The sequence below is a fragment of the Sphingobium chungbukense genome, from assembly GCF_001005725.1.
Lineage (GTDB): Bacteria > Pseudomonadota > Alphaproteobacteria > Sphingomonadales > Sphingomonadaceae > Sphingobium > Sphingobium chungbukense.
Genome location: NZ_LBIC01000013.1, coordinates 24566 through 49495, shown reverse-complemented (window position 1 = coordinate 49495; position 24930 = coordinate 24566). Strand labels below are relative to the sequence as shown.

The window sequence follows — 24930 nt, the reverse complement described above, 5'->3', positions numbered from 1 at the left end:
CCGTTTCCAAGATGAGCTGACAGAACCCTATTTGCCTGCTCTCAAAATGACCTTCGTCAGGTTGGGTGGGCGTCCAATACACGCGATCGCAAGCCGACCGCCCGTCAGAAGCTCGCCGTCAAGTTGAACGAACCATAGCGCGTCCATTCTCCCGGCGGCGCATTGGGTGCGTCGCGGAGGAAGCGCCCCTTGGCGAGCAGCAGGCCGTCGAGTTCGAAGCGCAGCCGCGTGGGCACGAGCCAGTAGCGAATGCGTGCCTCGATCTGGTGACCGGCAAAATCACCGGAGCGCCCCGAGGCGTCGCGCACGCTGGTGGAGGAGAAGCTGTCCTGATCCGCTGCCAGCCACATCGGCCGATAAGAGGCGAACCAGTCGAGCCGCTTGCTCGGTGTCGCTTCGATGCGAATGCCGGGCGTCATGATATTGGTCCGGGCGATGGCATTGTAGAGCCCGGCCGGCGCGAGATCGGCGCGGCGCATGCCGAACAGTGTGTCGAAGCGGCCGAACCTGCCGCCGGGTTTGTCGCCGCTGGCCCGGTCGAACTCGACCGATAGGCGCGGCTTCCAAGGGCCGGCGAAGCTGTAGCCGACGTCGGCATGGATGAAGCTCGCGCCGACGCTTTGCCGCGCCGCAGTGGGCGCCGGTGACGCGCTGACATGGCCGGTCTGGTAGAAGGCCTCGATCTCGTAGTCGAACTTGCTGGCCCGCGGCTCGGCAATGATCCGCCCACCGAACGTGTCGAGCGAGCGGTCCCGTGTGGGCCGCCCGGGTGCATCGCGCTCGCCGAGATGGAAATAGCTTAGCTCCGCCATTGCTGCCCCGATCGCCTTGGCCTTGCTGACCTGCCCGCCCCACAGCACGAGATCGAAGCTTTCCCTGTCGAGTCGCACTTTGGCATCGCGAATGCCTTGGGTGTCGTCGGGCAGACGGACTTGCGGCAGAGTGTAGATCAGCGTCGTCTTCCAGCCCTGCGGCGCGGCGATGTCGGCGCGCAGGCCGGTGTAGCCATTGGTCGTGTTGCGATAGTCGTCAGCCGCGACCAGCCGGCGCGATCCCAGGTTGAGCGTCATGCGCCCAGCGGTGAGCGTGAGTTTCGTACCCTTGCCGCGTGTGAGGTTGTTGTCGATCCCCCAGGCGAGGCAGGCGCCGGCGATGGCGACCGCGCCCAGTCCGAATCCGCTGCCGGTGCCCTGCCAGGCCAGCAGCGCCGCGCCCGCCAGGATCGCTAACGCCCCGAGCAGCAGTCGGCGATCAACATTCTCGCGGAACACCGCCCAGGCAATGCCCATCGTCGCGAGGCCCTCGAGGTTGAGAAGTAGTGCGGCCGAGGAGGCTGGCGTGGTCGTCAGGCCAAGCATCAGCAGCAGCGGGCCGGCAACGCCCCCGGCAAGCACCACGAGTGCCATCCAGCCCCAGTCGCCACGAACGAGCGGCGCTTCGTTGCTCACCCGTCTTCGCAGCACCCAGACGAACGCCAGCCCTAACCCCGATCCCAGATAGAGCAGGCTCGCCAGCAGCCAGGGGTTCACGCCTTCGCCCAGGAGCGCCTTGGCGAGCGGCGTGCTCGCCCCGAACAATGCCGCCGAGGCAATGCCGAACGGCGCGCCCGGCCAGGCGACCCAGGATCTGAGGCTCATGCTGTCGCCTCCGTCACCAAAGGCCGATCCGCTTCGCCTTCCTTGCGGCGGACGAGCCGATAGAGCGTGGGCAGCACCAACAGGGTGAGCAGCGTCGACGAGATGACACCGCCGATGACCACCGTCGCCAGCGGCCGTTGCACCTCGGCCCCCGCGCCGACGTTGAACGCCATCGGCACGAAGCCGAGGCTCGCAACCAGCGCGGTCATCAGCACCGGCCGCAGGCGCGTCAGCGCGCCCTCGCGGATCGCGTCCTCAAGGCTGCGGCCTTCGGCCAGCAGCGACCGGATGAAGCTCAGCATCACCACTCCGTTCAGCACCGCCACGCCCGAGAGCGCGATGAACCCGATGCCTGCCGAGATGGAGAGCGGCAGCCCCCGGATCAACAGCGCCGCAACGCCGCCGGTGAGTGCCAGCGGCACCCCGGAGAAGACGATCGCGGCGTCCCGACCCGAGCGGAACAGCGCATAGAGCAGGCCGAAGATCAACAGCATCGCCGCCGGCACCACCAGCTGCAGCCGCTTGGCAGCGGAGATCAGCTGTTCGAAGGTGCCGCCGTAGCTCACCCAGTAGCCGGCGGGCATCTCGACCTGCGCCCCGACCTTGCTGCGGAGCTCCTCGACGAACGAACCGAGGTCGCGGCCGCGGACATTGGCGGTGACGACGACGCGGCGCTTGCCGTCTTCGCGGCTGACCTGGTTGGGGCCGATGACCACCTCGACCTTGGCGACGTCCTCGAGCGGCACGAAGCCGCGTGGTTCGCCGCCGCCGGCTCCCAGCGGGATGCGCAGCCGGCCGATCTCGTCGACCCGCGTGCGAAGATCTTCGGGCAGGCGAACGATAATCGCGAAGCGGCGGTCGCCCTCGAAAATCTGTCCGGCGGGCGCGCCGCCGATCGACACCGCGACCACGTCCTGCACGTCGCCGACATTGAGACCGAGCCGGGCGAGCGCGGCTCGGTCGGGCGTGATCTGCAGCACTGGAAGGCCTGTGACCTGCTCGACGCTCACGTCCTGCGCGCCATCGATGCCCGCCACGACCTTCTCGATCGCCTGGCCGATTTCGTGCAGCCGGTCGAGATCGTCGCCGAACACCTTGACCGCGACATCGGCGCGCACCCCCGACAGGAGCTCGTTGAACCGCATCTGGATGGGCTGGGTGAACTCGTAGTTGTTGCCGGGGATGGTCCGGGCCGCCGCGTGCATCTCGGTGACGAGCTGGGTCCGGGGCTTGCGCGGGTCGGGCCATTCGTCGCGAGGCTTTAGCATCACGAAGGTATCGGCGACCGAAGGCGGCATCGGGTCGGTCGCGACCTCGGCGGTGCCGATCTTGGCGACGATCCGCTCGACCTCGGGGAAGCGCTTGAGCCGCGCCTCCAGCGCTCTCTGCATCTCGATTGCCTGGCTGAGGCTGGTGCCGGGAATACGCAGCGCATGGAGCGCGATGTCGCCTTCATCGAGATTGGGCACGAACTCCGATCCCATGCGGCTGGCGGCGAGGCCGGCGAGCGCGACCAGCGCCACCGCGCCGACCACGACCGCGACGCGCAGCCGGAGCGCCATGTCGAGCGCGGGGGCATAGGCCTTGCGCGCGAGAACCATGAGCCGGCTTTCCTTCTCCTCGACCCTGCCCGTGACGAACAGCGCGACCGCCGCCGGCACGAAGGACAGCGACAGGATCAAGGCGGCGCTGAGCGCCATGACCACGGTGATTGCCATGGGATGGAACATCTTTCCCTCGACGCCGGTCAGCGCGAAGATCGGCACATAGACGAGCGCGATGATCAGCACGCCGAACAAAGACGGGCGGATCACCTCGGATGTGGCGGATGCCGCGAGATCGAACCGCTCCGTGCGCGTCAGCAGCCGGCCATGCCCATGCTGCGCCTCGCCGAATCGGCGCAGGCAATTCTCGACGATGATGACCGCGCCATCGACGATCAGGCCGAAGTCCAGCGCACCGAGGCTCATCAGGTTCCCCGACACGCCCGCCTGGAGCATCCCGGTGATCGTCATCAGCATCGTGATCGGGATGACCGCGGCGGTGATCAGCGCCGCGCGGATATTGCCGAGCAGCAGGAACAGTACGACGATGACGAGCAGCGCGCCCTCGGCGAGGTTCTTCTCGACCGTGCCGATCGCGCGCTCGACGAGCTCGGTGCGGTCGTAGATCGCCTCGGCTTTGACGCCGGCCGGCAGCGCTTTGGCCGCCTCGGCAAGCCGTTCGGCTGCTGCGCGGGCAACGATCCGGCTGTTCTCGCCCGCGAGCATGAACACGGTGCCGAGCACAACCTCGCGGCCGTTCTCGGTGGCGGCGCCCGTGCGCAGCTCCTCTCCCAGGCCCACGTCGGCGACATCGGCGATGCGGATCGGCACGCCGCCGCGATTGGTGACGATGATCGACTTCAAATCGTCGATACCCGACGCCTGGCCGGGCACGCGGATGAGATACTGCTCGCCATAGCGCTCGACATAACCAGCACCGACATTGGCGTTGTTGCGTCCAAGCGCCTGCACGACATCGTTCAGGGTGAGGCCGTAGGCGGAGAGCCGCTCGGGCAGCGGCGTCACATGATATTGCCGCTCGTAGCCTCCAATGCTGTTGACCTCGGTGACGCCGGGCGTGTTCCTGAGCTGCGGGCGGATCACCCAGTCCTGGAGCGTGCGTAGATCCTCGGGACTGTAGGCGCTGCCGTCGGGTTTGCGCGCACCCGGCTGCGCCTCCAGCGTGTACATGAAAATCTCGCCCAGGCCCGTCGCGATCGGCCCCATCTCGGGCACCACCCCTTCGGGCAACTGGTCGCGCGCGTTCTGCAGCCGTTCGTTGACGAGTTGCCGCGCGAAATAGATGTCGGTGCCATCGGCGAAGACCGCAGTCACCTGGGAGAGCCCGTAACGCGAGACCGAGCGGGTATATTGCAGCCCCGGCAGACCCGCAATTGCGGTCTCGACCGGGAAGGTCACGCGCTGCTCGGCCTCGAGCGGCGAGAAGCCCGCCGCTTCGCTGTTGATCTGGACCTGGACGTTGGTGATGTCCGGAGTCGCGTCGATGGGCAGGCGCTGGAACGCCCAGATGCCGATGGCGCAGAGCAGCGCGACGGCGGCCAGTACCGCCCAGCGGAACCGGATCGCGCCGGCGACGAGCCTTTCCAGAATCGGTGGGCGTTCGAACAGCGGCGGACGGGCGGGAGCCTCAATGGTCATGGCTCGCCCCCGACTTCTCGACATCCGCGCGGATCAGGAAGGCGCCGTCGGTCACATATTCGGTGCCGGGTTCGAGCCCGCCGAGGATCTCGGTCCACTCGGGCGTGCGCCGCCCGATCTCGAGCATCCGCACCTCATAGGTGTTGCCGACTTTGGCATAGACCACCTCGAAGTCGCGGAAGCGCTGGATCGCCTTGGTCCTGACCGCGAGCGGGACATTCGCCGACGCGACTGCGAACTGTCCCTCGACGCCCATGCCGGGACGGAACATGCGCGCCGCCGATTCCGGTAGGTGGACATGGGCCATCAGCGTCTGGCTGGCGAGATCGGCGGTCGGCAGGACCGCCTCGACCGCGGCCTCGATCCGCGCCTCTCCGGAAAGACTGCGCACGCGCACCGTCTGCCCGACACGGACGCGCTCGGCATCGCGCGGATACACGAAGAACTCGGCGTGGAGCTTCGCCGGGTCGGCGATCACGAACAGCGCGCGATCGCCGGTTACGTCGCCGACATTGGCGTTCTTTTCGATGATCGTGCCGCTGATCGGCGCCGGCACCGCGTAGGTCTGGAGCGAGTGGCTGGATTCGACGCGGAGCAGGGCCTGACCCTTGCGGACCTGCTGGCCGAGCTGCCCGCTCATCCAGACGATCTGCCCCGGCAGCCGCGCCCGGACATCGGCCTTGCCTTCGGGCGTGATCTCGATCCGTCCGGCCATGTCGATGAGCTCGGCGATGGCGACGGGTCCTGCCCGTTCGGACTTCACACCGCCGGCGCGCGCCGCCTCGGCGGAAATCGTCGTGCGGCCCTCGTAGGAGGCATAGGACCAGCTATGTGTGCGCCCGCCCTCGACCGCGCGCACCTTGACGTCGAACGAATGCGGCTCATGCACGACGCCGCCTCCCAGCAGATAGTCCTCGCGCGGCGTGAAGGCGAAGCGGTCGATCCGGCCGCCGAGCCGCGTGAGTTCGACGCCGAGTTGCACTTCGCCCGGCGTCACGGGCTTGCCGCCGCGATAGGCGTAGACGTGGAACTCGGGTTCGACGCCATCCTCGAAGATGGTCATCTCGACCGCGAAATCGCCATCGCGCAGCATTCGTCCGCGATGCGGGCCGCGCTCATAGTCGGCGGCCTTGGCGGCGGGTTCTTCCCCGGTTTCGTTGGCGGCGGGGCTGCCGCTGCAGGCGGCCAGCAAGGCGCAAGCGGCGAGGATGCCGCCGCGTACAAGGAAGGAGGTCTTCATCAGCGGTTCTCCGCGCTGGCGATGAGGGGAAGATGGCGGCCGGTTAGCCGGTCGAGCCGGGCGCCGATGAGATGGAAGCGGCGCAGCAGGTCGATGCGGCGCGAGCGCAGCTCGATCACCGCCTGGCTCGCCTGGCTCACCTCGAGAAAGGTGAAGGCGGTGCCGCCGCGCCGGAAGCCGTCGCGCACCATGACCACCGCACGTTCGGCGCCCGGCAGCACTTCGCGGTCGAGCCGAACGATTTCGGTCGCGAGCGCGGCGCGTTCGGCCGTGAGCCGGTCGATCTCGCGTCGCCGTTCGACCCGTGCCACCGCGATCTCGGCTTCGGCCGCTTGGGCATCGGCACGTGCGCGCTCGACATTGCCGCGATTGGCGGAACGGTTGCCGAGCGGGATAGAGCCGCCGACCACCAGCGCGACGTCGTTGCCCTGGCCGAAATGCCGCACGCCGACCCGCGCGGTCGGATCCCCCGCATTGCCGGTCTCGGCAAGGCGAACGCGCGCATCAGCTGCGGCGCGCTCGGCGTCGAGCAAGGCGAGATCGGGAAGATCGCCCTCGGCGGCGGGAGCGGCGGCGAGATTGGTGAACGGCGCGGTGTCGAGCCGATAGTCCGCCGTGCCGCCCCACCAGGCGGCGAGATAGGCGCGGGCGATGCGGGCGGCCGCCTGGGCCTGGTCGAGCGCGATCCGCGCCTGCGCCACCGACGTTTTCGCGCGCTCGGCCGCGAACAGCGGATCGAGCGCAGCGGCGACCCGGCGACGGACTTCGGTTTCAACCCGCTCGGCCTCGGCGAGCCGCTGTCCGGCGACCGCCACCGCCGCCTCGGCGGAAAGCGCCTCGACCCATGCCGCCTGCACCTGGGCGAGAAGGTCGAGCATCCGTAGCCGCGTACGCGCCGACGTCACGCCTACCGACGAGCGGGCGGCGCCGATGCGGGCTTCGCGCTTGCCGCCGCGTTCCCAGGTGCGCTCGTACCAGGCCGTGGTCTGCGAACGGTCGATCGGCGAATAGGGGCCTGTGCCGGCGAAATCCTCGACGTCGACGCCGATCACGTCGCGGGGACGGACATCGGCCTGGGCAATAGCGGCGTTCGCCGCCTGGAGTTGGGCCGCAGTGGCCGCGACGACGGGATCGCCGCTCGCCACCCGGGCCAGCGCATCGGAAAGCGTCAGGTTTTGGGCCGAAGCCGCCTGCGCGTAGAGGAAAAGTGGAAGCACGGCGCAGAGCACCGGCATCTTGGCAAGGCGCGCGTGGGCACGCGCGCGATCGAATGAAAACATGAAAGGCCTCGCAAGACGGCACGACACATCCGCGCCGAACCTGCGACGCGGGGCTCAGGCGTTTGGGCCGAGATCCTTGGGAGGTCGTTCGGGGCCGCGCGCCTTCACGCCGAGCGGCCGTCGCTGCGGCTCGAAAGTGCCCGCGCTGGCGGCCAGCGCGAGTATCGCCGCCGGCGCCTGATCGGGGACGATCAGGCCGGAGCCGCCATCGGCATGGTGGTGATGACCGCCGGCAAGATGCCCGACAGGATCGTCGTCGCTGTCGTCCGGCTGCGGGCTGTGATGATCGTCGGCATGATCCAGCTCGAGCGAAAGATCGCCCAGGAGCATGTGCTCATGGGCGATCGGCGCGCCCGGCGCATGCTGGATTCGGTCCATGGAGTTAGACAGCGACATCCCCGCAAACACGAAGACGAGCGCGATGCAGAGCATCGCGGTCAACCGCTTTACGATGGAGGTTTCGCTGGTTTGCACATTGAGTCACTAACCGTCCGCTTGTTTTCAGGCAAGCCAACTCGGCATGAGCAAAGCAATCTTGGCTTTTCTAATGAAGCGGGCGCGCTTTGCTTCGCGGATTGCCGTTGTAACAGCACGACGACAGTTAGCTCTGAAAACTCCAAGCCATCGGCAGGATCTCTGCCGGTGGTGCAGGGCGGACTGGCGTATCCTCACCTCATAAGAGCGAGTTCGCCCTGTGCGGCATGTTTCGTGAGACTGGTCGCAGACACGAGGCCCCGGGCGTCGCCGATCAAGGTATAGACGGCGTGGCGCTGCCCGCCGCGGTTTCGATGGTCGACGTGATAGCCCTGATAATGACGGCGCATGAGATCGGCGTTCACCAATTCGGAGACGGCGCGGCTGAGGTTACTCTTCCCGGTGGTTCGCATGCGTGCGCGCATTTCCTCTGCGATCGTTCGTTGCGTTTCCTGTGCATCGCCGGTGAGCATTCCACTTCTGTCCAGATCCCTACGAACGCGATCTGCCAACGCTGCGCTGCGGGATACTCGATGAGACATCGGTGTGAGCGCGTCGCAGAGCCAGTCGCGCAGCGAAACAAGCTCGTTGTCCCGCTTGATCCAGGGACCGGCGCTCCCGTCGGGGCCGGCGACCTGCGCAATCAAGTTGAGCAGCATGAAGGCATAGCGGGGACGGCTTGAGACCTGCGCCAATCTCTCGAGCACGGCTGCGATATCGCAGCTGCTGGAAGATTGGAGAGGAGCGCCGGGATGAAACATAACGCGACTGAATCAAGCACAGACGAGGATCAATGTGAATCCGAAATTCGCACCGTGGAGCGTCCTTTGTCGCCTATGACACTTTACCAGCAGGCAAAGTGTCATAGGCGATTCATCCAAGCAGGTTTGTTGCGAATCGTTCTCAACTCACCGTGATAATCGCGGAGCTGGCCGCTTAACGCTGGACGAGAAGTTCTTTTGGCGACGAGCTTCGACCGTCTATGGCGAACAGGATAAGAGACTGCGGCCGCCTGGACGACCTCACGCGTTTCGCACAGGAATGTGCGCGTGCTGGAAACCTCGGCGATTTGCAAGGCACGATCGATGCGGCCGTGCGCGAACTCGGCTTCCGCTGGTTCACGCTGCTCCACAATGTCGATCTTCGGCACGGAGGCGGGCAGCGCCTGTTCCTCACCACCTATCCGCCGGCCTGGCTCGAAGAGGTGCTCGAGGAGCGCCACTATATCGAGGACCCCATCCACGCGGCCTGCGCCCGCACGCCATCGGGGCTCGCCTGGGATCGGGTGGGCGACGTGCTTGAGCTTTCGTCGCGCCAGCGAAGCATCCTGAAACGCGCCAGGGATCATGACCTTGCAGCGGGCTATAGCTTGCCGATCAGGACGCCGGGTGAGCCTGAGGCGATTTTCACCGTCGCCCGACCGCGTGATGAACCGCTGGATGCGGCGGAAATTCTCACCGCCCGGTTGCTGGGATCGGTCGCTTATGACCGGGCGCGCGAACTGCTCGGCGAAGAGATAAGGACCTTGGCGTTCGTTTCCCTCAGTCCGCGCCAGGTCGAGTGCATCGCGTTCGTGGCCCAGGGTAAGAGCGATTGGGAGATTGCCCAGATTCTCGGGCTTAGCCGCGACACCGTGCATGAATATGTTGAATCCGCGCGTCGGCGCTACGGTGTGCGGCGCCGAACGCAGCTGGTGCTGCGCGCGGTTCGCGACGGTCATCTCAATATGGACGCGCTCCTGTGATCTCGCTCGGGCCGTGATGATCGGGCTTGGGCAAGTTCAGGACTTCTGCGCGGTCGCCGCGATAATCAAGGACAGCCAAGCACTGGCCGGCCTGATGGCCGAAATTACGCGTGCGATGGGCTTTCGGTACGTTTCTCTGGTCCACCATATCGACCTCAAGCCAGCGGTGAGCTCTGTCCATATCGTCGATTATCCACCAGAATGGGTGGAGCGTTTCCAGGCGCGTCGCCTCTATGCCAGTGATCCGATCCACCGGGCCAGCCATCGCACTAATATCGGCTTTGCCTGGTCGGCAGTGCAATCCCTTATCACGCTTAGTGCTGCTGATCGGTCGATCCTGGCGGAGGCGCACGACGCCGGGCTGGGCGATGGTTTCACGGTTCCTGCCCATATTCCGGGGGAAGTGAATGGGTCCTGCTCATTCGCCATGGGGTCAGGCGACGTGCTCGATCAACGACAGCTCCCGCTCGTCCAGCTGATCGGCAGCTTCGCATTCGAAGCCGCGCGCAGGCTTTCCCGTCAAACCCCAGCTCCATGCGAAGGCCCGTGCCTGACTGAGCGGCAGGCCGAATGTGTGGCGCTGGTAGCACGCGGGAAAACCGACTGGGAGATTAGCCAAATCCTCGGCATTGGGCAGGAAACGGTGATCCAGCATGTCAAGGATGCACGCGACCGCTACGGCGTGACGAAGCGCACGCTGCTGGCGATCCGCGCATTGTTCGATGGACAGATCAGCTTCGCAGATGTTTTCGGGCGATGATCTCCCCAGGACAGGGGATAACCGAAAGAACGCGGGCCTGATCGACTGACCGCCTCACCAAAGGAGGCTGTCATGCATATCGCAACCGGCGCTGCCCGCGCCATGGAAAACCGCCTGTTCTGTTCGATGTTCGAGGAACGCAAACGGGTATTCGTCGATCTTCTGCGCTGGGACGTGCCGGTCTTTGCCGGTCGTTATGAAATCGACCAGTTCGACAATGACCGTGCCGTCTACATCGTGATAGCCGACGCCGAGGGCGAGCATCTTGCCTCGGCGCGGCTGCTTCCGACGACCGGTGACCATATTCTCGGCACCATTTTCCCCGAGCTGTGCGAACAAGTGCCTCCCCGGGGTGGTGCGATCCTCGAGATCACGCGCTTTTGTCTTGCACGACGATTGCGCGCACGAGAGCGCCTGGAGGTGCGCAATCGGCTGGTGTCCGCGCTCGTCGAATATGCGCTCGGCAATCATATCGACAGTTACACCGGCGTTGCTGAGTGGTTCTGGTTCCAACAGATCCTGAGCTTTGGCTGGGCATGCCGTCCCCTCGGCCTGCCCGCCTCAACAAGCAGCCGCTGCCTTATCGCCTTACAGATCGACATCAATGGCAGCACCCGCGAGCAGCTGCAGGCCAGCGGCATCTGGCGCTCGGTCGGCCTTGCCGATCTTGCCAAGGCTGCTTGAAGAGGGCACCATGACAAATCTCTCCCCCTATCGCCCAGCTGCCGAACCTGCGGTCGATGACGATTTACAGCGGCACGGCTTCTGCGTGTTGCGGGACATCGCATCCAAGACAGAGGTCGCGGAGATCGATCAGGCCCTCGATCCGCGGTTTGCCGCCACACCCTTTTGCCAGGGCGGCTTCTACGGTCCGCTCACCAAGCGCTTTGGCGGCCTTTTGAAACGCGTACCCACTGTCGAGCGACTCGTGCGCCATCCTGCGATCATGCGCCTGGTGCGGTCGGTTCTCGACCCCTGGTGCGATACCATCCAGCTCAACCTCACGCAGGCGCTCGAACTGCATCCAGGAGCGCCGGCGCAGTTTCCTCACAGGGACCAGGATATGTGGCGCGGCCCGGCCGGCGAGCTCGAATATCTCGTCAACGTGATGTGGCCGATTTCTCCGTTCAAGGCTGAAAACGGCGCCACATTGATCTGGTCCGGGAGCCATAATGCCGGCTCCATGGTCAAGGACGCGCAGCCCATGGCGGTTGAGGCGGAGCCGGGCTCGGCGATCCTCTTCCTCGGTTCTACGCTGCATGGTGCCGGCGCCAACATGACCGGCGCGATCCGGCGTGGCATCATCGTCAGCTATTGCCTGGGCTGGCTGAAGCCCTACGAAAATAAATGGCTGACCTATCCGCCCAATGCGGCCCGTGCGTTCGATCCAGACCTTGCCGCGCTGGTCGGCTACCAGCAGCACCGTCCCAATCTCGGCAATTATGATGGCCAGTGTCCGTCCGTCCTGCTTCGGGGCGAACCGCCGGAATATCTGGCTGCCACCGATGCTCTGCGACCCGATCAGGAAAGTGCGCTGGCCGAATTTCTGGACCAGCAACGCACGAGCCTACTCCCCCCGGCTGGGGGGATTGCCGAAATCGGGGCCGGGCGGAACAAAAGAGAGGTGAAATCCAACGGATAGCTGACGCCAATTCCCGACGCGGGAGGTGTCTCTCACGGGGGAATGACCCGATGCAACGCGTGACTCTCAGCCTGGCGGTGCTCGCCATGGGCACCGCCCTTCAACCGACTCCCGCGCGAGCGAATGACTTGGGCTGCCAGGTTCTCCTGTGCCTTTCTAATCCTGGTGGCGCGACGCAATATGCCCAGTGCGTCGCGCCCATGACCAAGTTGTGGCAGCGCTTGGCCACCGGCGGCTCTTTTCCCGGCTGTAGCGGCGGCGGTGTTGCTCGTACCAAGGTCCACGATCGCGATTCCGCAACGCGGCGCCGGGTTGTCATGACTTTCAGCGATGGACGCCGCGAGACCTACTCGCTGGCCCATATCGAGCGGCTGCAGGATCTCGCTCGATGATCCTCGACGTCGCCAGTCTTCTCGCCCTTGCAGGCTCATGCGCGCCAAGCGTGGCGCCTGAGACGCTGATCTCGATCGTTCACACGGAAAGCCGATTCAACACGCTGGCGATCGGGGTCAACAGTCCGGGTGCGCGCAAGCCGGTGCCGGCGACGAGGGCACAGGCGATTGCCGCCGCGCGTCGCCTCATTCGCCAAGGCTACAACATCGATTTGGGCTTGGGGCAGATCAACAGCGCCAACCTCGGATGGCTGGGTCTGTCGGTGGAGGATGCCTTCGAGCCGTGCCGCAACCTTGCCGCCGCCGCGCGGGTGTTGACGACCAACTATCAGTCGGTGGCGCACTCCGCCCAGAGTTCGGACCATGCGATCGCAACAGCGCTCTCGCTCTACAATACTGGCGATCGGCGGCGCGGCTTTCGCAATGGTTATGTCGCCCGGGTCTATGCCAGCGCGTCAACCGTCATTCCCCTGATCCGCGGCAGGCACCCAGCGTCGGTGATGACCGCGCCTGTCCGGCTTGCCGATGCGGTGATCGCCAAACCGCAACCCACTGCGCTCGCTGCGACGCAGGCCGCTGGTTGGAACATCGCCGCAGATGCCCGGCAAGCCTCGCTCATGGTCTTCGGGGACGGGACAACTTCTCAGAAAGGACAGCATCCATGACAGCGATCACCGCCCGCCTGGGCTCCCAGCCCCAATGGGCGCGTCTTCTGCTGCGCATCGCCGGCATCGTCGGCCTGGCGATGCTTCTCTCGTTGCTGCTGAGTGATCCTGCTCATGCGCAAGGTGCGGACGGCATCACCTCCATGGCCGAGAACATCAAGACCTGGCTAACGGGAACCTTTGCCAAGACGATTGCGGTGATCGCCGTCGTCATCGTCGGCTTCATGTTCTTCACCGGACGGGCGAGCCTCGGCCTTTTGGTGACGGTCATCGTCGGCATTTTCATCGTCTTCAGCGCGCAGTGGATCGTCGATACCATCACCGGTGGCGCGTGAAGGAGGCCGCGCCCTCGAACGAGCGGCTGCGCGAGGAAACGCTTTTCCTTGCGGTGACCCGGCCGACGATGTGGCTGGGCGTGCCGCTCGAAGCATCCTTGCCGATTGCGCTTGCTGCCTGTCTCACCCTGATCGTCAGCGGCAATCCGCTTTACGCGGGGGCGATCGGCGGCGCGTGCCTCGCGGTGGCGCGCCTCATCGTGCGCCACGACGCCAATGCCTTTCGCCTGCTATGGTTATGGACTTTGACCAAGGCGCGCTGCCGGAACCGCGGCTGGTGGGGCGGCAGTTCCTATTCGCCGCTGCCGGTCGCGGGGATGAAGCGCAAGGGTTTCGCGCGTGGCTAGCGCCGCCGCCCAGCTGCCGCCGCGCAAGACGCCTTGGCGGGTTCTGACCCGAGAAGCGGAGCCCGGGCGCTATCTTCCCTATGCCCGCCATGTGACGCCCGATGTGATTGCGCTTGATAGCGGCGATCTCATGATGATGTTCCGCCTCGAAGGCATGGCTTTCGAGACGGCTGATCCGATCCACCTCAATGATTGGCACGAGAAGCTCAACGGCACTTGGCGCAACATCGCCGACGATCGGCTTGCGATCTGGACCCACATCGTCCGCTCAGCCGTAGGGGACTATCCCGAAGGGCAGTTCCGCTCAAAGTTCGCCGCCGAGCTCGACGCTAAATATCGGGCGCGCGTCACCGCCAAGCGGATGTTCGTCAATGAGCATTATCTGACGCTTCTCATGCGTCCGGCAGTCGGATCGGCCGACCGGACCGGGCTGCTGCTCAAGCGGATCGCGAAAGCCAAGGCCGCAGAGGAGGAGGTCGATCCCGATGAACTGGCGCGCTTCGAGGAGAAGGCGCGCGACATCGAGAAGCTGCTCCGCCGCTGCAGTCCGGCGCGCCTTGCTCTCTACGAGCATAATGGCCTGATCTTCTCCGCCCCGCTTGAGGTGCTCGAGCAAGTGATGATGGGTGCGCGATCCAGGGTTCCGCTCGTCCGCGGGCATCTGGGATCCGCGCTTTACGGCGAGCGCGTGATCTTCGGACGTGAGACGGTCGAGATCCGTGCCCATGACACGAGCCGCTGGCAGGGAATCTTCGGCATCAGGGAATATCCCGCGCTGACGCGCCCGGGACAGATGAATGCCTTGCTCGGCCAGGATTTCGCCTTCGTCGTCTCGCAATCCTTCACCTTCATGGGCAAAGCGCGGGCAGCCGAACGTCTGCGCCGCCGGCAAAACCAGATGGCCTCGACCGAGGATGCCGCAGCGAGCCAGGCGCTCGATCTCGCCGATGCAGCCGACGATCTGCAAAGCAACCGGTTCGTGCTCGGGGAGCATCATTTCTCGCTGGCGGTCTTCGCCGACAGCCAAAGGCGACTTGCCGACAATCTCTCGGCCGCGCGCGCGGCACTGGCCGATGCTGGTTTGGTGGCGGCGCGCGAAGGACCAGCGCTCGAAGCAGCGTTTTGGGCGCAGCTGCCCGGAAATTTCGCATGGCGGGCGCGGCCAGCGGCGATCACCTCGCGCAATTTTGCTGCCTTGGCGCCGTTCCATACCTATCCCGCAGGCCGGGCCAAGGGGAACCATTGGGGGCCTGCGATCGCCATGATGAAGACGGCCGCGCAATCGCCCTATTATTTCAACTTCCATGTTGGCGACTTGGGTCACACACTGATCATCGGTCCTTCCGGCGCGGGCAAGACCGTCGTCCAGAATTTTCTGATGGCGCAGCTCGAGAAGACGGGCGCGCAGCAGATCTTCATCGACAAGGACCGCGGCGCGGAGATCTATGTCCGATCCGCGGGCGGGATCTATCTGACGCTGAAGAATGGTGAGCCTACGGGTTTCGCTCCGCTGCGGGCACTCGACTATGGTCCGCGCAATCTTGTCTTCCTGGGGCGCCTGATCCGGCAGCTGGTGACGCCGGTTGGAGGCCAACTCGGCGTCACGCAGGAGCGCATGATCGATGAGGGGCTGGCCTCGCTCGGACGCCTTGCGCCGGAGGACCGCTCCATTCTCGCGCTTCGCCAGCTGCTCGGTCAGCGCGACCCGGAAGGCATCGGTGCCCGGCTGGAGAAATGGGCGCGGGGCGGTTCGCTCGGCTGGGTGTTCGACAATGAGATCGACGCTTTGTCGCTGGAGGCGCCGTTCGTCGGCTTCGACATGACCGATTTTCTCGACAACCCCGAAGTGCGCACGCCGCTCATGATGTACATGTTCCACCGGATCGACGGTCTCCTCGACGGCCGGCGGCTTGTGATCGATATCGACGAATTCTGGAAAGCCTTGGGGGACGATGCGTTCCGCGCCTTCGCGCAGGACGGCCTCAAGACCTACCGCAAGCAGAATGCCTTTCTTGTCTTCGGCACGCAAAGCCCTGCGGATGCGCTGCGTTCGGACATTTCGCACAGCATCATGGAGCAGGTTGCGACCAAGATACTGCTTCCCAACCCCTATGGCCGCGAAACGGACTATGTCGATGGACTGGGTCTGACCCAGGCGGAATTCAAGCTCATCCGCCACGATCTGAATCCGGAATCCCGCCGGTTCCTGGTCAAGCAAGGCCATGACTCAATCGTCGTCGAGCTCGATCTTGGCGGTCTCTCCGACGAGCTGGCAGTTCTCTCGGGCACCACGGAAACGGTGACGCTGCTCGATGCCATCCGCGCCGAGGTCGGCGACGATCCCGAATACTGGCTGCCCCTCTTTCACCAGCAGCGTCGATCTCCATCGAGCAGGAAAGGATGAGCTATGCGTAAAGGCGGATTCGCAGCGATCGGTGCGATTATCCTGGGAACGGCGGGTCCGGCCGCCGCCCAGGGCATACCGGTCTATGACAGCTCCGGCTATTTGCAGGCGCTCGCCACGGTCAAGAACACCCTGTCCATGATCGACCAGGGCAAGGAGCAGATCGCCGAGGCCAAGCAGCTCTACGGTAGCTTCAATCAGGTCACCGACGTCAATGGCATTGCCCCGTCGCTATCGACCGATGCCATGCGCCATCTTCTGCCGCCTGAGGCCCGCGACCTCGGCAGGCTGATGTCGTCGGAAAATGCCAGCCTGGGATCGCTTGGCAGTGCCGCGACCCGCATTCGCGATGCCAACCGCATTGCACTGCCGGAGCTGCGGCCTGGCGCATCCGCTTATGAACGGGCGTCGCGCGACAACCTGTTGCGAAACGGCGATCTGGCCGCCCGCGATGCTGCGATAGCGGAGTCGGCCTACGGCGTCTCGGCCCAGCGCACCGCAGGCTTGGAAGAACTGCGCACCTCGCTCGATACGGCTTCGGACGCCAAACAGGTCATGGACATCCAGGCAAGGGTAGGGGTCGAAAACGCCCACATCCAAAATGATGCCCTGCAGTTGCAGGCGCTGCGGATGCGGCAGGAGTCAGAACGTCGTCTTCAGATGCAGCGCGACGATGAGCAGGATTTAGCCGACCTATCGGCAAGTTTGGGAGGCTCGTAATGCTCCGGGCCATTGTCGTAAGCGTTACTTTGGTTGGCTTGCTCGGGTGCAAACCGCCGACCGGAAAAGATGAGTATCGCAGTACCTCCGATCTGCGGAATCAAACGCTCAGGGATTGCGCGAACGGAACCCATCCAAGTTCCCGCGAGTGCATCAATGCTCAGGACGTTAAAGATCTTGATGACCTGAAGCGGTCACTTTGACGGCGAGCTGACCCGCAATGGCCTCTACACTGTTCAACGATTTCTATATACAGGTCGACAATCAGTTAGACCTGTTCCTCAACGAGCGTCTTCAAAACGTCGTTGAGGTTGTTCGCGGGCCGCTCGCCGTTGGGCTTGTTATTTATATCGCTTTGTTCGGCTACATGGTGATGCGCGGCATTATTAGCGAACCCTGGGGCGAACTATTCTACCGAATGGTCAAGCTCTGCCTGCTGTATATTGCCGCAACGACGGTCGCCTATTCCGAGTGGATCACCACGCCTCTTTTTCATGGGATGCCGGACGCACTCTCGCAGGCACTCTCCGGGCGGACCATCACCAGCGTGGGCGCTGCATTTGATGACTATTTCAATCAAGCCGACAGCATAGTTCTCATAATTCGCGCCAAAGCTGCGACGTATATTGAAATTAATCCGATGCGCTTGGTGCTGATCGCGCTAGCCGTTTGCCTCTACGCGCTGGCAGGACTGTCTGCCACGATCGGTTTTTCAATTACTATTTTTGCCAAAATAGCGCTGGCCATCATTATAGCTCTCGGGCCAATTTTCATTGCACTTGCATTGTTCGAACCTACGCGCCGCTTCTTTCATGGATGGCTCGGGCAGGTCTTCAACTACATAGTCCTCATGGGAGTGATCATCGCGATCACGACGCTCATTTCTGATTTGGGCAGCATCGCAATCGCGGCTGCAGAATCAAAAGCTGATGTGACAATCGGTGCGGTTCTTTTCGCCGTTTATCTCTTCCTCGGGACCATTTTCTTTTTCCAGGCTCCGGCCATTGCCACCGGCATTGCGGGCGGCGCCGCTGCGGGGGTTGGTGCCTTCGCCGGGACCGCCTGGGGGACGATGGCATCTCCCCTCCGACAACGCCGCATTGCGCGCAACAGCCGCAATCTGGAGCGCGCCGCTCGTCGGGGCGGCTCCATCGAAGCGGCATAGTGAGACATCACCATGACCTTGCCCTGTCCTCAAAAATCGACGTTCACCATCCGCCAGGTTACTGTCTGCCTGATCGGCAGCCTTCCACTGCTGGGCCTCGCGGCATGCGCGTCCGGACCCAAGAAGCTGGCCGTTTGCAACGGGCACCATCTGCGTGACGTGAACATCTATGGGAGCGTTCTGCCCGGATCGCCGGTGCGGGCGACTACAGCGCCGCGCCCTGCGCCGCCCATTCCTCCCTTGTCTCATCCGCAGGTGGGCGATCCACCGCCTCCGCCCGCAGTGCCAGCGCCTCCGGACGACAAGGTTTCCTTTGCGCCAAAGGACATTCGTTATGCGAGTTGCTGACGATGACGCGGAGGCGGTGCCTACTTCCGGGCTCAAACGCTATTTCCAGGAAGCGCGAAGCTGGGACCAGGACAGGGTTCGATCGGCATTGCGATCGACGCGTATTGCTTGGACCGTGGCGACGGTAACCTCGATCCTTGCGGCCGCATCCATTTTTGCTGTCGCCGCGCTGGCCCCGCTCAAGACCGTCGTGCCCTATGTCATTCGGGTCAATCAGACGACGGGCGCGGTGGATGTCCAGACGGCGCTGACCCAGCGGCCGATGCGCTATGATGAAGCGGTCACCAAATACTTTCTCGCGCAATATGTCCGGACGCGTGAAAGCTGGATACCGGCGGCTGCCGAGGAGAATTTCCGCTTCGTGACAATCCTGTCGCAGCCGGCGGAGCAGCAGCGCTGGGCACGCTTCTTCAGCAACAACAATGCTGCCAGTCCCCAGAACGCCTGGGGGAAAAACGCAGTCGTCCAGGCGCGGGTGCGCAACATCGCCTTCATCAATGATCGGGTTGCCAATGTGCGATTCACACGGATCGTCCAGACCGAGACGGATACGCAGAGCAGCGATTGGATCGCCACGGTCACTTTCGCCTATGCCAACGCGCCGATGGCCGAAGGTGATCGCTATCGGAACCCGCTCGGCTTCCAGGTCGAGAATTACCGCTCCGACCCGGAGGTAGTCCGATGAAAACATTGGTCGCTGCGGTTTTCATCGCGTTTGCATCCCTTTCTGCTGCCCATGCGGTTGAGGTCCCGCGTGGCGCTGCGTCTGACCCACGCGTCAAGTTCGTCGATTATGAGGAAGCGCAGGTCTATCGCATCGTCGGGACCTTCCGGACAGCAACCCAGATTGTCCTCAGCGAGGACGAAACGATTCAGCACGTAGCGCTGGGCGACACCGTCTCCTGGGAGGTGGCGGTGGCCGGCCACATCTTGTTCCTCAAGCCGCGCGAACGCGCTGGACCGACCAACCTTATCGTCACCACGTCTCGCGGCGGAACCTTAAGAAGCTATGCCTTTGAACTCACGGCTCGTAGTGGTCCGATCATCGGCCGCAACGGCCAGGCCTATTTCCAGGTCCGCTTCCGCTATCCGCGGGACGAGGTGGCGCGGGCCGAACGCCTGAGAGCGGCACAGATCGCGATGCAAGCGGCGGCGCTGGAGGCCCAGGCTGTTCGCGGTGCCCTCGACCATGCGGTGATCGAGGGTCCGCGCAACATGAATTATAAGGTGCAGGGTTCGAGCGATTTGCAGCCGTCGGAGGTCTCCGACAATGGCCAATTCACGGTTTTGCGGTTTCCGGCGAACCGGGAAGTTCCTGCCATTTATCTGGTGAGGCCAGACGGGTCCGAAACCCTGGTTCCCTTCGACGTTCGCGATGAATTCGTCGTCGTTCATTTGGTGGCGCGCCAACTGCGCCTGCGCCGGGGCGGCGAGGTGCTGTGCATCTATAACCAGGCGCCCGAACCTTATGGCGTCGATCATGGAACGAATACCGGATCGTCTCACGTCGAGCGCACCATCTCCCATCCGCAGGAATGAACCATGGCCGATGAACCGTCCCCTGTCGTGCGCCCGCTGCCCGGTGCCGATCCAACGCCCGAAAGGCACGAAATTCTTCACGAGCGTGGAATCGAGCCGATCGGCGGCACGACGCCCGCGCGGCGCAACACCGCGCTGATCTTCGCCGGCACGGCAATGGTCCTGGGCATTCTCTGGGTGAATTCCGGCACGGGCCAGCAATCCTCGTCTCGTGACCTCACCGCGCCGGCAGGTGCAGCCCGGGAACGACCCGATATCGTCGCTCGGGAAACAGTCGATTATGCCGCGGTCGCCCCTCAACGCCGACCGCTCGGGGCTGCCCGCGCGGACCCCAACGCGCCGGTGCTCAATCCTGCCGCTGGCGTTCCCGGACCTGAAGGCCAAATTGTGCCCGCCATGCAGCCGGGCGCGGCACCGAGCGGGACCAGTGCCGCTCGGCCAACGCTTGCCGAGCAGGCGCGGCGGTCCACGCTGATCGCCTATGGAGGTCGCGATCTTGGCCGCGAGGCCGGCGCGCCCACAGCTGCAGGGGCTGCCGGGGAAGCGCCCGACAACGCTGCCGGAGCGCCAGAGAGCGGCGAGGGCAGGGCGCCCAACGCGCTCGATCTTTTGCGGCAAAGCTCCTCGACCGGGGAAGCGCGGGCCTCGATGCTGCCGAACCGCAATTTTCTGATTACGGCGGGCACATTGATCCCCTGCATTCTGCAAACCGCCATCAATTCCGCGCAGCCCGGTTACACGTCCTGCCTGATCCCGCGAGACGTCTATTCCGAGAATGGCCGGGTCGTACTCATGGAAAAGGGCACGCGCGTTCTCGGCGAATATCGCGGCGGCATCCAGCAAGGACAAAATCGCCTGTTCGTCCTCTGGACGCGGGCGGTCACTCCCCAGGGCGTGCGGATCGATCTTGCCTCGCCTGGCGCCGATGCACTCGGCCGAGCCGGGCTTGCAGGAGCGGTCGACAGCTTTTTCTGGGCGCGCTTTGGCGGCGCTCTGCTCCTCTCGCTCGTCGATGATGCCGCCTATATCGCTGGGCAAGCCGCCTCGAGCGGCAATGGCAATTTCAACAATGTGACGCGGGCGCCCAGCGAAGGCGCTGCGATCGCCTTGCAGAACAATATCAATATCCGGCCGGTGCTGAAGAAGAACCAGGGCGAGGAGGTCGGCATTTTCGTCGCCAAGGATTTCAACTTTGCCGATGTCTACAATCTGGAACTGCGGCGGTAAGCCATGCGCGATACCGCCGTCCTGCGCCACTATCTCGCGCCGCTCCTCCCGCTTCTGGAACCGGAGGATGTCACGGAGCTGGTGGTCAACCGTCCGGGGGAAGCGGGGATCGAGGACCGCCAAGGGTGGCGCTGGCAGGAGATGCCGGAGCTGGACAGCGACTGGCTTTCTACCCTGGCTGTTGCCGCGGCGAGCTTCACGCACCAGGATATCGATGGTCAGTCTCCGATCTGTTCGACGGTCCTGCCGGGCGGCGAGCGCTGCCAGATCGTCATACCGTCGGTCACCCCAAGCGGTTGCCCTTCCTTCACGATCCGCAAACCGTCGACCGTGACCCTGCCGATCGACCAACTGGCTGGGGCCGGGCTGTTCCGGATGACGCGCGCCAGCGCCAAGGGTCTCACCGATGTCGATGCGCGGCTAGTGGCGCTGCGCGACGCGGGCGACTGGCCGGAATTCTTCAAGGTCGCCGTTCCGGCACGCAAGAACATTCTGGTCAGTGGCGCCACGGGTTCGGGAAAGACTACTCTTGCCAAGGCACTCATCCAGCTTATCCCACCGGAGGAGCGGTTGCTCACCATCGAAGACACCCGTGAGCTGGTCGTGCCTCATCGCAATGTCGTCCATATGGTCTATTCGAGCGAGGGGCAGGGCCTGGCCAAGGTTGGCGCCAAGCAGCTGCTCGAAAGCGCGCTGCGCATGCGGCCCGACCGCATCCTGCTCCAGGAGCTGCGTGACGGCACCGCCTTCTTCTATCTGCGGAACGTCAATTCCGGGCACCCCGGATCGATCACGACCATCCACGCCGGTTCACCCGCCGGCGCGTTTGAACAGCTGACGCTGCTCGTCAAGGAATCGGAAGGCGGCCGCGATCTCGCCCGCGACGATATTCGCGGACTCCTTCGAATGCTCGTCGACGTCGTTGTGCAGACACGCCGTCACGGCGGGCGGTTTGAGGTCGACGAGATCTATTTCGAGCCGAGGATGGGCGATGCTGGCGCAGCGTAGTCCCTGGGCGATTGGCCTGTGCGTGATCGGCGCAATTCTGATGTGGGCTGTCATCACCCTGTTCGTTGCCTTGTTCGGACTCGGGCAGATCGGACCTAATATCGATCTCGGCACTCTGCCGGCCTGGCTCTGGTATTATCGTGGTGATCCGCTGCTCGGGGATTGGATCAAGCGGGGTGCGATGGCCGGCGCAGCCGTTGTCGCGCTTCTTGTCCTCACGATCCTGCGGCGAGGCCCATCCTTGCACGGCAGGGCTCGGTTTGCACGCGAGGGCGAAATCCGACGCGAGGGGCTGCGTGCCCCGTCTGGCATTGTCGTTGGACGCAAAGCAGGGCGTTTCCTCATTTTCGGCGGAAACGAGCATGTCCTGCTCGAAGCGCCGACGCGCGCCGGGAAGGGCGTCGGTGTTGTCATCCCCAATCTGCTGACTTGGCCGGGTTCGGTCGTCGTGCTCGATGTGAAGCGGGAGAATTGGAGTACCAGCGCCGGTTATCGCCAACGTGCCGGTCAATCGGTTTACCTCTTCGATCCGTTGGACCCTGAAGGGCGGACGGCACAGTACAATCCCCTGGCGCATATCCGGCGAGCCGATGACACCGAAGTCGTCAACGAGCTTCAGAAAATCGCAGTCATGCTCTTCCCCGCGCCGGAACGATCGGACCCGTTCTGGGCCGAAGCGGCGCGGGCGGCCTTCATCGGCGTCGGCGCGCTCGTTGCTGCCAATCCTGGCATGCCCTTCACGATCGGCGAGATCTATCGACGGCTCACCACTGGCGATCCCAAGAGCGATCTTCCCAAGGCCCTGGAAGAGGCGAGGGGGGCGGGACAGCGCCTAAGTCAGGCGTGTGTCTCGGCAATCCAGGATTTCGCCTCGGCTTCGGATAATACCTTTTCGGGGATCAAACAGACGATCACGGCGCGGCTCAATCTCTGGCTCAACCCTGTGGTCGATGCCGCGACCTCGGCAAGCGATTTCGATCTGCGCGAAGTCCGGGCGCGGCGAATGTCGATCTATCTCGGTGTCTCGCCCGACAATATCGACCGGATCGCGCCGGTTTATAGCCTCTTCTTGCAGCAGCTGGTAGATCTCAACACGCGCGATTTGCCCGATGCTGCCAGCAATGTCCCTGTCCTGATCCTACTCGATGAATTCGCAAGGCTCGGGAAGGCCTCGGTCATCGCGGGCGGCTTTTCCTATGTCGCCGGATACGGCTTGCGCCTGCTGCCAGTGATCCAGAGCCGGGCGCAACTGCGGGCCATTTATGGTCCCGATGTTACCGACGAAATCATCGCCAATTGCGGCCTTGAGGTGGTGTTTACGCCCAAGGAGCTGAAGGTCGCGAACGAGCTTTCGGAGCGGCTCGGCTTCTTCACGATGAATGTGAAATCGCGCAGCCGAACGATTCATGGGCTGCTGGCCAATCGCAGCGTGTCGGAATCCGATCAGCGCCGAGCGCTGCTGCTGCCCCAAGAGCTGATGCAAATGCCCAAGACCGAGCTTTTGTTGCTGCGCGGCGGGATCGCGCCGGTTCGTGGCAGGAAAATCGCCTTTTACCGAATGCCGCGCTTCACAAGGCGCGTTTTGTCGCCGCCCATTCTGCCGTCGCGGCCTATCCCCGCTGCTGCGTCCCCAACTGCTCTCCCGACAGGCAAGCATCAGGTGGTGTCCCCTTACGATGACGCGGAGGGACCAACGGCGAAGAGCACGGGCGGGGCCTTGCTGGAGGAGACCAAGATGCGGGAATTGACCGAGGGTGAACTGGCGGGCGCGGCCGAGATTACCGATGATATGTTGGTCCTGGGCGACCTGACCGACTTACCGCCGCCCGGCGATGAGGCAGCCGCTATCGCTTTCGTGTCATCGATGATCGAGCGGGCGCTCGTGCAGACGGAAGGGGCATCATCTTCACCCCTCATCCAGGAAAGGGCAGATCATGGCCGCTGAAAAACCTCTGACGCCACGTGGTACGGGCAAGCGTAGCAATACGATTGCGCAGGACTCGGGAGCCAGGTCGGCGAACGCGGCGCAACCGTCGCTCGAAGCAGCGAAGAAGGGGAAGTCGTTTGATCCGTCCGTCCTTCAAGCGGCATCGCCCGGTGACATTCCCGATGCCTTGCGAAAGCGCTATTTCTCCACGACGAGCAAATGGTCGGGCGAGCCCGCATATTTCACGAGTGCGCAGGCTAAGGAACCGGCGTTCCGTGACCAGGGCAGACGGCTCATCACCTCCAGCGAGAGCGACGAGGTTGTGCGCGATCTCGTTGCCATCGCTCGCCATCGCGGGTGGTCGCACGTCCATGTTACCGGCAGCGATACGTTCCGAAGGGCGGCGTGGCTCGAAGCCAGTCGCCAAGGTTTGGAAGTACGGGGATATCGGCCGAGCGAACGGGATTTGCAGGAGCTGGACCGAGTGCGGCGCGATGCTAGTCGCAACAGCATCGCCCCCGCCGTCACGGCGCCGGCATCGCGCGAACCTAGGCGGGATCGTCGCCAGGCTGATGAGGCGTCTAGGCATACGCCGTCCGAACAAAGCCGGGCGAAGAATGCGCCGGCGGCACAGAGCCAGCTTCGCGTGATCGAGACAGTGGTGCGCGCGGCATTATTCGACAATCCCGATGCCGTTGCCAGGGTGATGAAGGTGGCAAATGACAAGGTGCGAACGCATTTGCAGGCGGGTCGGCAGTTTCAGGCGGCCAAGGTGCGGGACACCTCGGTCCGGGCCGTTGAGCCGTCAGGCCGGAACCGGCAAGAACCCGGCAAGGAACGAGCGCCGCTGCAACGATCTCGAGGCCGTTGATC

The 24930-nt window shown here is 64.1% G+C and carries 23 protein-coding genes; 17 read left to right on the top strand and 6 right to left on the bottom strand.

Going from position 1 to position 24930, the window contains the following annotated elements:
- Positions 1-104 precede the first annotated feature (104 nt).
- The 6 genes from YP76_RS22625 to YP76_RS22600 form a co-directional block, all read right to left on the bottom strand.
- A complete protein-coding gene (locus YP76_RS22625; protein WP_021245247.1) occupies positions 105-1637 on the bottom strand; it encodes an alginate export family protein in 1533 nt (510 codons plus the stop codon).
- Positions 1634-4840, bottom strand: a complete 3207-nt coding sequence (locus YP76_RS22620; RefSeq protein ID WP_025546723.1) for an efflux RND transporter permease subunit — start codon at positions 4838-4840, stop codon at positions 1634-1636. The genes YP76_RS22625 and YP76_RS22620 overlap by 4 nt, the downstream gene beginning before the upstream one ends.
- Positions 4830-6080, bottom strand: a complete 1251-nt coding sequence (locus tag YP76_RS22615; RefSeq protein ID WP_021245249.1) for an efflux RND transporter periplasmic adaptor subunit — start codon at positions 6078-6080, stop codon at positions 4830-4832. Before YP76_RS22615 ends, YP76_RS22620 begins: the two co-directional genes overlap by 11 nt.
- Positions 6080-7360 carry a TolC family protein gene (locus YP76_RS22610; RefSeq protein ID WP_021245250.1) on the bottom strand — a complete coding sequence of 427 codons (1281 nt, stop codon included), beginning with the start codon at positions 7358-7360 and terminating at the stop codon, positions 6080-6082. The genes YP76_RS22615 and YP76_RS22610 overlap by 1 nt, the downstream gene beginning before the upstream one ends.
- Before the next feature lie 54 nt (positions 7361-7414).
- On the bottom strand, positions 7415-7834 hold the full coding sequence (locus tag YP76_RS26790; RefSeq protein WP_021245251.1) for a hypothetical protein: 420 nt from the start codon (positions 7832-7834) through the stop codon (positions 7415-7417).
- Between the two features lie 194 nt (positions 7835-8028).
- Positions 8029-8595 carry a hypothetical protein gene (locus YP76_RS22600; protein ID WP_021245252.1) on the bottom strand — a complete coding sequence of 189 codons (567 nt, stop codon included), beginning with the start codon at positions 8593-8595 and terminating at the stop codon, positions 8029-8031.
- A gap of 221 nt (positions 8596-8816) precedes the next feature.
- Between YP76_RS22600 and YP76_RS22595 the strand changes: the two genes are divergently transcribed.
- From YP76_RS22595 to YP76_RS22515, 17 genes are all read left to right on the top strand, one after another.
- Entirely contained in the window at positions 8817-9578 is a 762-nt protein-coding gene (locus YP76_RS22595; RefSeq protein WP_022684250.1) for a helix-turn-helix transcriptional regulator, read from the top strand.
- A 16-nt stretch (positions 9579-9594) separates the two neighbouring features.
- Positions 9595-10338, top strand: coding sequence for a LuxR family transcriptional regulator (locus YP76_RS22590; protein WP_021245254.1), 744 nt, complete (start codon positions 9595-9597; stop codon positions 10336-10338).
- 72 nt (positions 10339-10410) lie between these two features.
- Positions 10411-11022 (top strand): acyl-homoserine-lactone synthase, encoded by a 612-nt coding sequence (locus tag YP76_RS22585; RefSeq protein ID WP_021245255.1) that lies wholly within the window; start codon positions 10411-10413, stop codon positions 11020-11022.
- Positions 11023-11032: 10 nt separating this feature from the next.
- Positions 11033-11980 (top strand): phytanoyl-CoA dioxygenase family protein, encoded by a 948-nt coding sequence (locus YP76_RS22580; RefSeq protein ID WP_099186291.1) that lies wholly within the window; start codon positions 11033-11035, stop codon positions 11978-11980.
- A 50-nt stretch (positions 11981-12030) separates the two neighbouring features.
- Positions 12031-12372 carry a hypothetical protein gene (locus YP76_RS22575; protein ID WP_021245257.1) on the top strand — a complete coding sequence of 114 codons (342 nt, stop codon included), beginning with the start codon at positions 12031-12033 and terminating at the stop codon, positions 12370-12372.
- Entirely contained in the window at positions 12369-13037 is a 669-nt protein-coding gene (locus tag YP76_RS22570) for a lytic transglycosylase domain-containing protein (RefSeq protein WP_021245258.1), read from the top strand. Before YP76_RS22575 ends, YP76_RS22570 begins: the two co-directional genes overlap by 4 nt.
- A complete protein-coding gene (locus YP76_RS22565) occupies positions 13034-13372 on the top strand; it encodes a TrbC/VirB2 family protein (protein WP_021245259.1) in 339 nt (112 codons plus the stop codon). Before YP76_RS22570 ends, YP76_RS22565 begins: the two co-directional genes overlap by 4 nt.
- Positions 13369-13719, top strand: a complete 351-nt coding sequence (locus YP76_RS22560) for a type IV secretion system protein VirB3 (protein ID WP_021245260.1) — start codon at positions 13369-13371, stop codon at positions 13717-13719. The genes YP76_RS22565 and YP76_RS22560 overlap by 4 nt, the downstream gene beginning before the upstream one ends.
- On the top strand, positions 13712-16123 hold the full coding sequence (locus YP76_RS22555; protein ID WP_021245261.1) for a VirB4 family type IV secretion/conjugal transfer ATPase: 2412 nt from the start codon (positions 13712-13714) through the stop codon (positions 16121-16123). Before YP76_RS22560 ends, YP76_RS22555 begins: the two co-directional genes overlap by 8 nt.
- 3 nt (positions 16124-16126) lie before the next feature.
- A complete protein-coding gene (locus YP76_RS22550; RefSeq protein WP_046765846.1) occupies positions 16127-16843 on the top strand; it encodes a type IV secretion system protein in 717 nt (238 codons plus the stop codon).
- Positions 16844-17063: 220 nt separating this feature from the next.
- A complete protein-coding gene (locus YP76_RS22545; protein ID WP_046765845.1) occupies positions 17064-18008 on the top strand; it encodes a type IV secretion system protein in 945 nt (314 codons plus the stop codon).
- A gap of 334 nt (positions 18009-18342) precedes the next feature.
- Entirely contained in the window at positions 18343-19041 is a 699-nt protein-coding gene (locus YP76_RS22540; protein WP_021245264.1) for a virB8 family protein, read from the top strand.
- The gene (gene virB9, locus YP76_RS22535) at positions 19038-19895 is read left to right on the top strand and encodes a P-type conjugative transfer protein VirB9 (RefSeq protein ID WP_021245265.1); all 858 of its coding nucleotides are present in this window, start codon (positions 19038-19040) and stop codon (positions 19893-19895) included. Before YP76_RS22540 ends, virB9 begins: the two co-directional genes overlap by 4 nt.
- Before the next feature lie 3 nt (positions 19896-19898).
- The gene (gene virB10 / locus YP76_RS22530) at positions 19899-21122 is read left to right on the top strand and encodes a type IV secretion system protein VirB10 (RefSeq protein WP_046765844.1); all 1224 of its coding nucleotides are present in this window, start codon (positions 19899-19901) and stop codon (positions 21120-21122) included.
- 3 nt (positions 21123-21125) lie between these two features.
- Positions 21126-22130 (top strand): P-type DNA transfer ATPase VirB11, encoded by a 1005-nt coding sequence (virB11, locus tag YP76_RS22525; protein ID WP_046765843.1) that lies wholly within the window; start codon positions 21126-21128, stop codon positions 22128-22130.
- Entirely contained in the window at positions 22114-24075 is a 1962-nt protein-coding gene (locus YP76_RS22520) for a type IV secretory system conjugative DNA transfer family protein (RefSeq protein ID WP_046765842.1), read from the top strand. Before virB11 ends, YP76_RS22520 begins: the two co-directional genes overlap by 17 nt.
- Complete coding sequence (locus tag YP76_RS22515) at positions 24065-24928, top strand: LPD7 domain-containing protein (protein ID WP_046765841.1); 864 nt, start codon at positions 24065-24067, stop codon at positions 24926-24928. The genes YP76_RS22520 and YP76_RS22515 overlap by 11 nt, the downstream gene beginning before the upstream one ends.
- Positions 24929-24930: the final 2 nt, after the last annotated feature.